Origin of the sequence: Paenibacillus nuruki (genome assembly GCF_963311185.1) — a bacterium.
Taxonomy (GTDB): domain Bacteria; phylum Bacillota; class Bacilli; order Paenibacillales; family Paenibacillaceae; genus Saccharibacillus; species Saccharibacillus nuruki.
The window spans coordinates 1,866,025-1,879,404 of sequence record NZ_OY725677.1 but is presented as its reverse complement, the minus strand read 5'-3'; the positions used below and the strand labels follow the sequence as shown (position 1 = coordinate 1,879,404).

10 protein-coding genes are annotated in these 13,380 nt (G+C 38.5%); 7 read left to right on the top strand and 3 right to left on the bottom strand.

Annotation, left to right across the window (positions count from 1 at the left end; all coding sequences use genetic code 11):
- Positions 1-76: 76 nt before the first annotated feature.
- Together RCP16_RS08180 and RCP16_RS08175 are read left to right on the top strand one after the other, a co-directional pair.
- Positions 77-859, top strand: a complete 783-nt coding sequence (locus RCP16_RS08180) for a hypothetical protein (RefSeq protein ID WP_308642137.1) — start codon at positions 77-79, stop codon at positions 857-859.
- Positions 860-1,082: 223 nt separating this feature from the next.
- The gene (locus tag RCP16_RS08175) at positions 1,083-1,745 is read left to right on the top strand and encodes a DL-endopeptidase inhibitor IseA family protein (protein ID WP_308642136.1); all 663 of its coding nucleotides are present in this window, start codon (positions 1,083-1,085) and stop codon (positions 1,743-1,745) included.
- Positions 1,746-1,831: 86 nt separating this feature from the next.
- On the opposite strand, the gene RCP16_RS08170 is transcribed toward RCP16_RS08175, so the two are convergent.
- The gene (locus RCP16_RS08170) at positions 1,832-2,713 is read right to left on the bottom strand and encodes an AraC family transcriptional regulator (RefSeq protein WP_308642135.1); all 882 of its coding nucleotides are present in this window, start codon (positions 2,711-2,713) and stop codon (positions 1,832-1,834) included.
- Positions 2,714-2,876: 163 nt separating this feature from the next.
- Between RCP16_RS08170 and RCP16_RS08165 the strand changes: the two genes are divergently transcribed.
- Together RCP16_RS08165 and RCP16_RS08160 are read left to right on the top strand one after the other, a co-directional pair.
- On the top strand, positions 2,877-3,911 hold the full coding sequence (locus RCP16_RS08165; protein WP_308642134.1) for a quercetin 2,3-dioxygenase: 1,035 nt from the start codon (positions 2,877-2,879) through the stop codon (positions 3,909-3,911).
- A gap of 74 nt (positions 3,912-3,985) precedes the next feature.
- Positions 3,986-5,332, top strand: coding sequence for an MFS transporter (locus RCP16_RS08160; protein WP_308642133.1), 1,347 nt, complete (start codon positions 3,986-3,988; stop codon positions 5,330-5,332).
- A 210-nt stretch (positions 5,333-5,542) separates the two neighbouring features.
- Here RCP16_RS08160 and RCP16_RS08155 read toward each other — a convergent pair whose 3' ends face one another.
- Positions 5,543-6,766 carry a glycoside hydrolase family 16 protein gene (locus RCP16_RS08155; protein WP_308642132.1) on the bottom strand — a complete coding sequence of 408 codons (1,224 nt, stop codon included), beginning with the start codon at positions 6,764-6,766 and terminating at the stop codon, positions 5,543-5,545.
- A gap of 129 nt (positions 6,767-6,895) precedes the next feature.
- Entirely contained in the window at positions 6,896-7,765 is an 870-nt protein-coding gene (locus RCP16_RS08150; RefSeq protein WP_308642131.1) for a helix-turn-helix transcriptional regulator, read from the bottom strand.
- A 216-nt stretch (positions 7,766-7,981) separates the two neighbouring features.
- On the opposite strand from RCP16_RS08150, the gene RCP16_RS08145 reads away from it, so the two are divergent.
- From RCP16_RS08145 to RCP16_RS08135, 3 genes are all read left to right on the top strand, one after another.
- Positions 7,982-10,369 (top strand): glycoside hydrolase family 31 protein, encoded by a 2,388-nt coding sequence (locus RCP16_RS08145; RefSeq protein WP_308642130.1) that lies wholly within the window; start codon positions 7,982-7,984, stop codon positions 10,367-10,369.
- Positions 10,370-10,561: 192 nt separating this feature from the next.
- Positions 10,562-11,938: an aspartate aminotransferase family protein gene (locus RCP16_RS08140; RefSeq protein WP_371748212.1), complete on the top strand. Its 1,377-nt coding sequence runs from the start codon at positions 10,562-10,564 to the stop codon at positions 11,936-11,938.
- Complete coding sequence (locus RCP16_RS08135) at positions 11,938-13,380, top strand: MDR family MFS transporter (RefSeq protein WP_308642129.1); 1,443 nt, start codon at positions 11,938-11,940, stop codon at positions 13,378-13,380. Before RCP16_RS08140 ends, RCP16_RS08135 begins: the two co-directional genes overlap by 1 nt.

Here is a 13,380-nt window from a genome sequence, read left to right as displayed (position 1 = left end):
TAGTAGAGGGGATTGAATAGTTTTTATTCAATTCCTTTTTGCTGTGAATATAATACATAAGAGTAGGGGATACAATATGCAGATGATCGATATTCAAGCGATGTATGAGCAATTTAATACATTGAGCGCCAGTACTAAATTTATGATTGCAGGTGTAGCGACTTTTTTTGTATTTATGTACAAAACATTTGCGACTATGTATGCTGAAAATGATAAAAATATGCAGTCTACTTCTACTCAGAAATTGGAGATTCTTTTTAAATTGCAAGCGGCGCTATCTATTTATAGTAAAAGCAGTAAACATGTAACAGATCAGAACGAACTGATCTATGTACTTGCCGATACTATGATGTATTTAGATTTTAGATTAAGAAAAAAAGTAGAACTGTTTTACGAGAACCGATCCGACCATACATTACAATTAATAGAAAAACAGATTAGAGACGAACTGAACAACAGTCATACAGTTCTCGGTAAAAAATTATCAACAGAACGATTTTTTCAATTTGCAAGTAACATGGTTAGACCTGTATTCCCCGTATTTATATCTTTAATATTTATTGCTATTTCTCTTTTTATCGTTATTCATTCTATGTTAACAGGAGATATTTATAAACAATTGGAAATTGTGGCTGGCTATTTTTCAGTACTTATTGCACTATTTATGTTTGTTGTTTTAACGGATTTACTAATAAATGATTTTAAAAATGTTCGATTTCGCTGGATTCCATTAACAGGTTCTCTCTTTATAATAGTTGCACCTTTTTTACTCATAAGTCCATTTATTCCTGTATTCACTATCATTACTGTACAAATTATTATTTTTATAGTCATGCTATTTTTACAAAGAAATAATTAACTTGTTGGATCTAAATAGTAGAATCCAAAGCAATGATAATTAATTTAGCGCAGAATGGATCTTTGAATAGTTTCGCTTGAATATCTCCTTTTTATGGATATAAATGGTTAAATATTGAGCGAAAGTGGTATATAGGTTATGTATATGTCATAATAAAGAGGTTACATAGTAACGATTACAGATTTCAAAATAAAAGAAAGCACATTTGAGAGGACATGAAATAATGAAAAAAGTAAACAAACTGGCTATTGGCACTTGGGCACTTACTGCTTTGGTAACGGCATCGTTATATTCAGCACATTCGGTGCAAGCAGCATCTTCAACTCCAGCATTACCTGCTGCTAATGCATCTAAAGCAACAGCATCCACCACAACTACTGCTACAACACCAGCAGTCTCTTATTATACAAAAGATGGCGTATGGACTGGAGTGAAAAAGTTAAATCATGATAGTGTAACTCCACTGATTGTCGAAGCTGAAAAAAGATATGTATATACATCTACTGGTGGTAAACCATCTACAACGAACGTTACTTTTTCTCTAAATAACAAAACATATCGCTATTTGTCTACAGATATTGATACACATGCTAAATTGTTAGCCTATTTAAAAGAAACGTATACGCAACAAGCGAGTGAAGCGTATATTCAAAAATATATCATCGAAAACAATGGTAAACTTGCACAATTGGTCAATGAAAAAGCTAGTATGTTAGAATTTAACCGTTCTACTGCTAAAATGATCAGCATGACTGATACCGCTCGTGTATATCGTTTGACCGTTCCTTATGTTAAAGATGCACATCCAGTAGAGCGTATGCTGGTTAAGTTCGAATTAGTAAACGGTTTTTGGAAAATCAATACATCACCAAGCGCATTATTCTAATTTTAAGTTGTCCTTTAGAACTGAATACTCTCCATAAAAAACGAACCTTTCTTAATACAGCATAGACTGTAGGAGAAAGGTTCTTTTTATTTGGTACGTGCGTGATGCTGACGGAAATGAAGCGGAGTCAGCCCACAACTTGTTTTAAACAAACGATAAAAATATTTCATATCATGGATACCAACTTCGTCAGCAATATGTTGAATACTTCGATCGGTACTGATTAACAATTCACAACTTTTTTGTATACGAATTTGTTGCAACATCTGAGTATACGTATAACCGGTTGTTTCTTTAAACTTGCGTTGAAGATGGCGGGGACTGATAGATAACCATTGGCAGAACTCTTCCATTTTGAGTGGATCACGATAATGGACTTGAATATATTCAATTGTGAAAGCAACAGGATCAACCCATTTATCAGGTCTCGATAACAGACTGAATTGTTGGAGTCGGTACAATGTATTGAGCAGATCGAGTAAGCAAATATACAACTTATAATGAAAACCCGGTGACTGAGAATTAACAGCAAAATTCATGCTATACATTATTCGAGCCAGTTCCCCACCTTGATCTTGATACCGTAACCAATCTTCACTTTGACGAAAAAATTGGGCAATTGCGTCAAATTCGCGATCTAATTCATTTTTGGGCTCATATTGAGGTGCAAGAAGCTCCGTTTGGAACATACAATTCATCATTTGCAAAGGTACAGCAGAGGGAGAAGATTCTGCTTTGAGCAAGTGAGGCATCCCAATCGGAATAAAAAATAAGTCTCCTTCTTCAAAAGGTAAGGAATCTTTATGAATAAATAATGTGCCTTTACCTTCTGATATATAAATAATCTCATAAAAATTATGGGCGTGTTCTTGAAAAGAGCCTTCCACCGTAAACATTTTAAAAGAGATCGGTGTTTCTATAGGAAAAGGATGCTCAAGCATTTGAAAAGAATGATCGGATGATGACATATTACAGCTCCTCTATACAACATAGTCGTATGTCGCTTTTGCCTATTTTTTTGTCGTATTCAACTATATTTCAAATTTGTAGATTTCGCTACAATAAAATAGTACAAGAGATCAACAATAACTCTTACAGACTATACGAATACTCACATTTCAGGAGGAACATATGACAACATCATTAACAACACATTTACCAAATACTGTAGCACCTTACTTACTTCGCCGAGGAGAAGGGAAACGTTATTTATTTGGCAAACAGTTAGCTACTGTCATCGCTAATTTTCAAAGTACAGGCGATATTTTATCAGCGGCTATTCTGTCAGGGCCTAAAGGGGAATCGTTCCCACTGCATACGCATCAGAACACCTATGAATCTATTTTTGTATTAGAAGGTAAAATTCAATTTGTGATTAATGGGGAGAGTCATCTATTATTACCGGGCGATTATGCACATATTCCACCAATGACAGAACATGCGTATCAATTGCTGGCTCATCGTAATGCGTTTATTTCCTATTCTATCGCAGGTAATGTAACTGATATTTATGAGATCTTAGGTCAAGCCCATACACCATATGAATATCCAGCAGTTAGCAACCATGTGTATTCTACGGAACATTTACAACAAGCTGAGCAACAAGCAGACATTATGTTTTCTACATCACAAACCGTATTTCCTGATTATACCTTGGTCAGCAACAGTGTAATTCCTGAATCTGTAGCAGCTTATGTATTAGAAAGTGGAGAAGGTACCAAATTATTAACAGGGGATCAATTACATCGTTTATTGGCTACACAAGCGTCTACAGATGGCGATTATATTATGGTATCTACAGAAGGACCCAAAGGAGATGCCATCGTATCTCATTATCATGAACACCATACAGAGACCTTTTTCTGTGTACAAGGACAGATGACGATGTGGGCAAATGGAGAAGAAGTTCAATTGTTACCCGGTGACTTCTTGCATGTACCTGCTGGAACCGTACACTCTTATCGTCTGGATACACACTATACCAAATTTGTAGGTGTACTGGTTAGTGGATTATTTGAACCGTTTTTCCGTCTATTAGGAGATGAATATGAACATTATATTTTCCCTGATACACCGGGACCTCTTCGTATGGATCGAGTGATTGCGAATATCCAAACGTTGGATCTTAAAGTTGTAACTCCACCTGGCGGTCACCGTCCAGAATAATGGGATAAAGGAAAAGAATAACGCTAGTCTTATACGTCTCTACTATGTGTATAAGGCTAGTATTCAGGTATATTATGAAAATTATTTATATTTTAGCATTGGCTATGATCATTTCTGTCATGAACTCAACGATGTTTAATGTAGCTTTACCGTCCATTCGTCAAGATTTTGATCTCAGTAGTTCACAAGTGAGCTGGGTCGTAACGTCATATATTATTATTTACGCGATTGGCTCAGTGACTTATGGCAAGCTAGCCGATAAATACCGTCTTAAAAATTTGCTGACTGTAGGTATTTGCTTATTTGCAGTCGGTTCTATTGTAGGGTTTGTCGCTTCTGATTATTGGATGGTGATTGCAGGAAGAATTCTACAATCGGCAGGTGCTTCTGTTATTCCAGCATCGTCAATGATTATTCCGATTCGTTATGTATCTCCTGAAAAGCGTGGGAGAGCACTAGGCATTACTTCTTCTGGTATGGCATTAGGTACAGCTATGGGGCCGATTATTGCAGGTATGATTACCAGTTTTGCAGATTGGCGTTATTTATTTGCAATCTCTTTGCTATCATTAGTAACGATTCCATTTTTCCGCAAATATCTTAATCAAGATCAGGTACGTCCGCTGAAAATAGACCTCTGGGGCGGTGTAATGTTAGCAGCAACCGTAACATTACTTTTACTAGCGATTACCAATGTAAGCCTTATTCTTGCGATGATGACGATTGTATTATTAATTATCTTTATTCTGTATATTCGTCAAGCCAAACAGCCTTTTCTGGATCCAGCGATTTTTCGTAACTCCACCTATACAATAACGATGATTATCGCTTGTCTGGCATTGATCTTTAATCTATGTGTGCCTTACTTGATACCCCAAATGTTAAGCAGTATTCATCAGTTGTCTTCCTTTACGATTGGTATGATTATGTTTCCGGGTGCATTGATCGCTGCTATTTTTGGTATCGTCGGTGGACGCATTGCAGATAGCAAAGGAAATACGTTTTTGCTTCGGATTGCTTTTATTTTACAACTGATTACGTATATCATTCTTGCTGTGTTTACAGATCGTTCGTACTGGATGATTATGGGCGTACTGGTGATTGGGAACACCGGACTGACATTTGCCCAAGTAGGGCTTGCGAATACCGTTTCTCGGACACTAGACGGCGCACAAGTAGGTGTAGGGATGGGTCTATACATGATGTTAAGCTTTATTTCCGGAGCCATTGGGACAACGGTCTTGGGATTGATTTTAGACCGTGTACAATCGCCGTGGTCATTTAATAGCTTATGGCATTATAGTGAAGCCAATACGTTCAGTAATATTTTCCTCGTATTTGCGATATGGATGGCAATAGTATTTATCTTTTTCTTCCGTTATTTACGAGTAGCGAATCAGAATAGTAAGATTGCGAAATAAAGATGATTTTAAGGTCATACAATCCTTTTCTTGTAGATAACGCTGTGACAAGTGCTATTCCGAATTAGATTCTATATCATAAATAAAATGCCTAAAATTAAAAACAGCAATAATGCAAAAAGGAAGCCTGAGATTGCGTATAGGCTTCCTTTTTGCATTGTAATAGTGAATATAATAGTGCTAATTAGTGATACCTTTACATTTTACTTTTTACTGCTTGATCACTTCAAAAGCTTCCCAACCGCTAATAGTACTTCGATTCGCAATCAGCGGGCTATCTCCATAATTGTCTGCACAGACATACTGATTATTCGCTAATGATTTGAAGGTTCGCTTCCCATCGGCTGTTGTTCCGATTTGGAACGTTTCCCATGTGCCAATCGCCGTTTTGTTAGCTATTAACGGGCTTGCACCTGTATTATCAGCAGATACGTATTTATTATTAGCTAGAGAACGCAAAGCAACATTGTTATTTCCAAGATCGATTAACTCAAATTTCTCCCAATCGCTTACTGTAGTAGAACGAGCAAGTAGAGGTGCATTTCCATAATCTTCAGCAGCTACATATTTTCCATTAGCTACAGCTTTAAGGGCTACAATATTACCTGTATCTCCAGAGCGCTGGAATACACGTACATAGTCGATTGCATATTTTTGCGGGAATGTAGTACTTGCATCAGGATAGCCAGGCCAGTTACCGCCTACAGCTAAGTTAAGTAATAAGAAAAATGGTTTATCAAATACCCATTGATTACCACCAATATCTGCTGATGTACGTGTATGGTATAGATTGTTATCGACATACCAGCGGATGACATTCGGTTCCCATTCAATCGAGAACGTATGGTAAGCGTTACTGATATTTTCACCGATAGTATAAGCCGCAGATAGACCACCTGCGCCTGAATAACCAGGGCCGTGAATAGTGCCATACATAGTGTTTGGAGCATTAGCACCTACGTATTCCATAATATCGATTTCACCGCTTTTTGGCCATTGGTTGCTACCGATATCGCTACCTAACATCCAGAATGCAGGCCAGATGCCTTTACCATAGGGAAGCTTAGCACGCATTTCAATTTTTCCATATTTCACGTCGAATTTGCCAGCTGTTGTTAAGCGAGCCGATGTATAAGGAGCACCATTATAATTTTCTTTTAACGCTTGAATAACCAGATTGCCATTATCCATATAAGCATTGTTGGTACGATTTGTATAATACTGTAACTCGTTATTTCCCCAACCGCCAGCACCTGTTTCTGAATTCCATTTGGAACCATCTACCCCTGTTCCGTTAGAGCCATTGAATTCATCTGACCAGATCTGTTTCCAAGTGCCTGCTGCTTCGGCTTGAGAATTCCAAGTCCATGATCCCAATAATGTAAATAAGCATAGCGTGGATAAAAGAATAGCAATCTGCTTGCGTATCAACATGAATACCCCACCTTTTATATGGTTTAATTTCCATTTTATTGTATTTTATGAAAGGTGAAAAATAAACTGTATTTACAAAAGAGCGTAGAAATACACATGTTCTACACAATAATACAACTTTAGTTCATTCTACGATTTGGCGATATGCTTGAGCCAACGACTTGGCGACATCTGTTTGTATTGTTTAAATACTCTGCCAAAGTAATTTAGACTCGTGAATCCGCAGTGATAAGCCACTTGACTGATATTCCAATCACCAGAACGTAACAATTGCTCGGCTTCATGAATACGTAGCATATTGATATATTCAATAAATGTTTTGCCTGTTGTCTTTTTAAATAAATAACAGAAATAAGTAGGCGTCAATTGACATAGTTCAGCGGCTGTCTCGATCGAAATAGATTCTCGAAAATGATGACTCAGATGTTGAAACAAAGGTTGCATATAAGCAGGTTGATGGGAGGCAGGCAACTCTATATGATCATGAGCAACAATACGATAAAGCCAACCTATACAAGCCAGCAGATAGGATTTGATCAATAATTCAGAACCATAGGTAGATTGTTCATACTCTATAATCATCTGTTGTAAATAAAAGGTGATCTGTTTGGCTAACGGATGATCTTTGGTGAAAATAGCTGGTAGTCCTAATTGGTTTTCCAATAGGGGTCGAATATAACGTGACTCTGTATGATCTAACTGGATATTTCGAATCAATGCTTCATTGAACACAATACATATCAATTCAGTATCTTCCTCCAAAGGAAAAGCGGCATGAATCTGACGGGTATTAACAAACACAATATCTCCTATCGTAATATCTTGATGCTCTGTACCGATTTGAACACGGAAAGAGCCTTTATAGACGATCATCCATTCCAAATGTTCATGCCAGTGCAAAGGTACCCAGCGCCAATGAGGTGCAGCAACATGAAAGATATTAATCGGAAATGTTTTGTCGGGCATTTGAGTAACTTCATAAGGGGGTGAGAGTTGCATCTGTGGTCAACCTCCATTATATGTATAGTGAAATTAGACGGTATAGGAATCGGAAGCGATACGGTAGAACATATATTTTATTTTGATGTACTTCGATGATCGTAATATTGTGCGAATACTACATAGAATTAGAGTAGGTTGAATCTATACAAAAGTATACAATATTTTAAGATGTAAACGTTATCAATTGAATAAATAGTGAGAGGATAACTACAAATGATTCGATTATATGATACAGCATTACTTTGTGAACCTATTGATATGAGCAAAGCATTTGGACAGATTGAAAATACCTATTTTATGGGGATGCATATCGAACATTTCAATCCCGAAACGGCTACCGGCGAGATACATTGGGAACGGTATTCACGTAAGCCTAGATTGGATTTTGGTAAATATACATTGCCTTTTACAGCCACAGAATCGTGGGAATTTCCTGCCTATACCGAATCACCTTCTTTTCCTTTTCGCTTGGAATTTGTTGATGCACAGACAGTTCGGATTCGATTAACCGTTCGTAAGCCCGCTTTAGAACCCCGCCATAGTCTGATGCTTGCAGAGGAAGAAATACCTGTTAGTCAAGATTGGATTATCGAACAACAGGATAATGATCATGTGACGTATCGAAGTGATTACGGCTCGGTAACGATAATATACCAACCATGGCGGATAGAGTTTCGAGATGCTACAGGAAAGTTATTAACACGCACACATCATATGGCAGATCAAGCTTCTATTCTCAGCTCCGATCCAACGCCATTTTGTTTTATCCGATCTGCGAAAGATATGAATCGTAGTCTAGCAGCAAGTTTTGCTTTATCTCCAGGAGAACGATTATATGGAGGTGGCGAATCCTTTTTGAAAATGGATAAACGTGGACAAAAGTTTAACTGGTTTACATATGATCCTTTAAGCGCGCAGACCGCAGATATGTATAAGCCTATTCCATTGTTATGGAGTAATCGAGGTTATGGGATGTTTTTTCATCATAGCTGTCCGATGACTTGTGATGTAGGTCATCATTTTGATGGAACCAATACGATCTATATTGGGGAAGATGAACTGGATTTATTTTTCTTTTTCGGCACACCCAAACAAATACTGTCTAGTTACACATCGTTAACAGGGAAATCTACTGTTCCACCGTTGTGGTCTTTCGGATTGTGGATGAGCCGTATAACGTATCAATCCGAACAAGAAGTGAGGGAAGTCGCTAGTCAGTTGCAAGAGCACCGGATTCCTTGTGATGTCATTCATCTGGATACCGGTTGGTTTGAGCATGATTGGCGTTGTGATTATCAATTTTCGACCAGTCGTTTTGATCATGCAGAGCAAATGATTACGGATTTACGTGAGCAGGGATATCGGATTAGCTTATGGCAGTATCCTTATTTTATGCCTTCTAATCCGCTATATGAAGAGATTATTGCCAAAGGTTATGCGATTAGTGATGGCAATGGTTATATTGCAGGGGAAGATGCCATTTTAGACTTTTCCAATCCTGACGCCGTAGTATGGTATCAACAAAAGATTGCAGGATTATTAAATATAGGTGTAAGTGCAATCAAAGTCGATTTTGGAGAAAGTGCACCGATTCATGGTTCGTATTATTCTCGTCAAAAGGGATGGAAAGAGCATAATCTGTATCCTCTTCGCTATAATCAGGCGGTATCTGAGATTACACAAAAAGTCACTGGTGAATCGATTATCTGGGCACGTAGCGCATGGGCAGGCAGTCAACGGTATCCTTTACATTGGGGCGGTGATGTTGAAAATACGGATAATGGCATGGCAGCTTCTTTGCGAGCAGGAATGTCGTTGGGGTTGAGTGGTTTTACTTTTTGGAGTCATGATATCGGTGGATTTGTCCATCAAAGTCCGCGAGAATTGTATCGACGCTGGATGCCTTTTGGAATGTTGACGTCGCATAGTCGATGTCATGGAGCACCTCCCAAAGAGCCGTGGCATTATGATGAAGAGTTTGTCGAAGATTTTAGAAAAGCAGTTGAGTTAAAATATCAGTTGATACCTTATATTTATACACAATCGGTTGTAAGTGCTGAACAAGGTATTCCATTACTGCGTCCACTATTGCTTGAATATCCAGATGAACCGGGTGTATGGCAGATTGAAGATCAGTATTTGCTAGGAACAGATCTGTTAATTGCTCCGATGTTAGAACAAGGAATGACAGCTAGAGAGGTGTATACTCCTTCTGGAGAGTGGATCGATTACCAGACAGGTAAGAGATATGCAGGCTCTACATGGCATCATATAGCAGAATCCATCATTCCGATCATTATACTGGTCAGAGCAGGTAGCCTGATTCCACATGTACCGGTTGCATTATCGACTGCATGGATCGATTGGACAGCGGTAGAGTGGCGACATTATGAAGCTACAGATTCAGCTAGTAATAAATACGATTGGCAAATCGCTTTACCTGTAGATAAGCATTATAGCTGGTTGACAGGCCAATGGATCGACAAACAGATTACGATAGAATCCACATTATCATCTAGGGAAAATGACCCTCATTCTGCCAACGAAAAGAAATACCAAGAGCTTATTCATACATGGACATATCGAAAAATGAATAGCTAATTTGTTGTATCGACGATTTCTATAGTTCTCTTATAGAGTCGTCTTTTTTTGTCTGATCGCGATTCCTAAAAATGAAGATGTAGTATTTGTACAAATACAGGACGTAAATGTCTATGGAGTCTAGAAATTTATTCCATATACTAGAGAAGTGCCTAATTGAAAATGATTATCAATATCAAAGGAGCGATTATGATGATAGAAACAGTAGATTCAGCCGTATCTCAAAATACACGTTATTTGCAAAGCCAATCCGAAAGAGAGTCTAATGCTCGTTCCTATCCACGCCGATTACCAATTGTCATCAAAGAAGCTGAAGGCATTCATATTACAGATATGGATGGCAAAGTATACTATGACTGCCTAGCAGGTGCAGGAACATTAGCTCTTGGACATAATCATCCTGTTGTGATCGAAGCGATTCAGCAATTACTAACCAACAAGCATCCGTTGCATACCTTAGACCTGACTACACCCCTCAAAGAACAGTTTGTAGAAGAAGTATTTGCAAGTCTTCCGCCATCTTTTGCCCAAAATGCCAAAATTCAATTTTGTGGCCCTACCGGAGGAGATGCAATCGAAGCGGCGATAAAGTTAGTCAAAACAGCTACAGGTAAACGTAGTATTTTATCTTTTCAAGGGGGATATCATGGATCGACTCATGCCGCAATGAGTCTTAGTGGAACATTAGGGCAAAAAGAACGTGTGAATGGATTGATTCCTGATGTTCATTTTATGCCTTATCCGTATGAGTATCGTTGCCCCTTCGGAATAGGCGGAGAACAGACGCATCAGATCAGTAGTAGTTATATCGAAAATTTGTTGGATGATCCTGAGAGTGGCATTGTATCGCCATGTGCAATGATTTTTGAAGTGGTACAAGGTGAAGGAGGCTCTATTCCTGCTCCTGTAGAGTGGATTCGTGAAATGCGTCGTATTACACAAGAACGCAATATTCCATTAATTATTGATGAAGTACAGACAGGGCTTGGTCGGACAGGCCAATTGTATGCTTTTGAACATGCAGGTATTATTCCTGATGCATTGGTATTGTCCAAAGCTATCGGAGGAAGTTTACCACTATCTGTTGTTATCTATAACAAAGATTTGGATCAATGGAATCCAGGTGCACATATTGGTACTTTCCGTGGTAACCAGATGGCGATGGCAGCAGGACTTGCAACATTACGTTATATTCGTGAACATCATTTGCCTGAGCATGTCACTGATATGGGATTGTTATTGGTAGAACAGTTACACCAGATTCAACAGCAAGTGGGTTGTATTGGTGATATTCGTGGTCGTGGATTAATGATTGGAGTGGAGATTGTAAATGATCAGCACATCATGGATCATCTAGGGCATTATCCAGCACATCCACAATTAGCAAGCTTGATTCAGCAAGAATGTTTGAAACGTGGACTGATTCTGGAAGTAGGAGGAAGACATTCTACCGTCATGCGTTTTTTACCACCCCTTATTATTACAAGAGAGCAAGTATTAGAAGTCACTCGTATTTTTGGTGAAGCTGTCACTACAGCGTATCAAACGTTACAGACTTCTACAGTGTAATGATCAAGCATCGATCTAAGTTAGCTATTTCTGCGGAATGGATGATTTTATGTAGTATTTTATTAGGAACATTTACAGTCATTTTGAATAACAGTTCGCTTAATCCGGCTGTCCCTGAATTGATGAACGTTTTTCAGAGTAGTGCCAGTTCCACCAGTTGGATTATTACTATTTTTCTGTTAGGTATGGGAATGACGATGCCATTAACAGGATATTTGGGCGATCGATTTGGTAAAAAAAGAATCTATTTGCTCGGACTGTTCCTGTTTATTATCGGGTCTATACTTGGGTCATTTTCATGGAATTTGTTATCTGTAATCTGCTTTCGCGGGTTACAAGGGATTGCAGGTGGATTGATGATTCCGCTATCACTAGCGATTATGTTCGATGCTTTTCCCAAAAATGAACGTGGTCGTGTGACAGGAGTCTGGGGCATTGCGATTATGGTTGCACCTGCTATTGGCCCCACAGTCGGAGGAATGATGATCGAATGGGGAAGCTGGCAATCTTTATTTTGGATGAATGTACCTACTGGATTGCTCGGGTTACTGATTGGGCTTAAGTATTTGCCACATACGACCCCTGATCGGAAGCGAACATTTGATATGAGCGGATTTGTTACAGTGACGCTGGGAGTTGGCATTATTTTATGGACACTGAGTCAAATGAAGCATCTGGCAGATGTATGGTTAGGGTCTAATCTTGTGATGCTGGGAGTTGGAGTTGTATTGCTTATTATTTTTGTTCGTTTGGAGTTAACCAAAGAACAACCATTACTGCATCTGCGTATCTTCAATATTCCGACTTATACGCTTAGTGTCGTGGTAGTCAGTGTACAAGCCATTGCGATGTTTGCTACGATTTTTATGGTTCCTTTACTGGTGCAAAATGTATACGGATATAGTGCAATGATGACCGGATTGGTATTTTTACCTTCAGCGATTTTCACAGGTATTTTTGTCCGAATTGCAGGTAAGCATCTTGATCGTAAAGGACCAAAAATGATTGTGTTGATTGGTTTATCTATGACCTGTATTACGACTGCGATGCTGGGTATGTTGCAAGTTAATTCGCCAATCTGGATCATTTTTGTACTGATGATGTTGCGCGGAGTAGGGTTGGGATTATCGAATATGCCTGTTACGACAGCAGGGTTAAATGCAATTCCTGATCAGTTGGTATCTCAAGGCTCAGCCATGAATAATGTGATTCGAAGAATGACTTCCTCACTCGGAATTGTGATCATTTCAGTCTATTATGAAGTTCGGCGGACTCAGCTTATAGCCGATGGACATTCAGATGCTTTTAGCACATTGCATACGATCAATCAGGGATTCTGGGTGTTAAGTATAATCATTTTATTTACGATTCCAGCAGCTTTCTTTATGCATCAGACGGTAACATCTTCTGAGCCTATCCATCATACGAAAAGGAGTGCATAA

Excerpts from the sequence above, each read along its gene's own strand:
- RCP16_RS08180 (WP_308642137.1), top strand. The coding sequence starts at position 77 with ATGCAGATGATCGATATTCAAGCGATGTATGAGCAATTTAATACATTG.
- RCP16_RS08175 (WP_308642136.1), top strand. The coding sequence starts at position 1,083 with ATGAAAAAAGTAAACAAACTGGCTATTGGCACTTGGGCACTTACTGCT.
- RCP16_RS08170 (WP_308642135.1), bottom strand. The coding sequence starts at position 2,713 with ATGTCATCATCCGATCATTCTTTTCAAATGCTTGAGCATCCTTTTCCT.
- RCP16_RS08165 (WP_308642134.1), top strand. The coding sequence starts at position 2,877 with ATGACAACATCATTAACAACACATTTACCAAATACTGTAGCACCTTAC.
- RCP16_RS08160 (WP_308642133.1), top strand. The coding sequence starts at position 3,986 with ATGAAAATTATTTATATTTTAGCATTGGCTATGATCATTTCTGTCATG.
- RCP16_RS08155 (WP_308642132.1), bottom strand. The coding sequence starts at position 6,766 with ATGTTGATACGCAAGCAGATTGCTATTCTTTTATCCACGCTATGCTTA.
- RCP16_RS08150 (WP_308642131.1), bottom strand. The coding sequence starts at position 7,765 with ATGCAACTCTCACCCCCTTATGAAGTTACTCAAATGCCCGACAAAACA.
- RCP16_RS08145 (WP_308642130.1), top strand. The coding sequence starts at position 7,982 with ATGATTCGATTATATGATACAGCATTACTTTGTGAACCTATTGATATG.
- RCP16_RS08140 (WP_371748212.1), top strand. The coding sequence starts at position 10,562 with ATGATAGAAACAGTAGATTCAGCCGTATCTCAAAATACACGTTATTTG.
- RCP16_RS08135 (WP_308642129.1), top strand. The coding sequence starts at position 11,938 with ATGATCAAGCATCGATCTAAGTTAGCTATTTCTGCGGAATGGATGATT.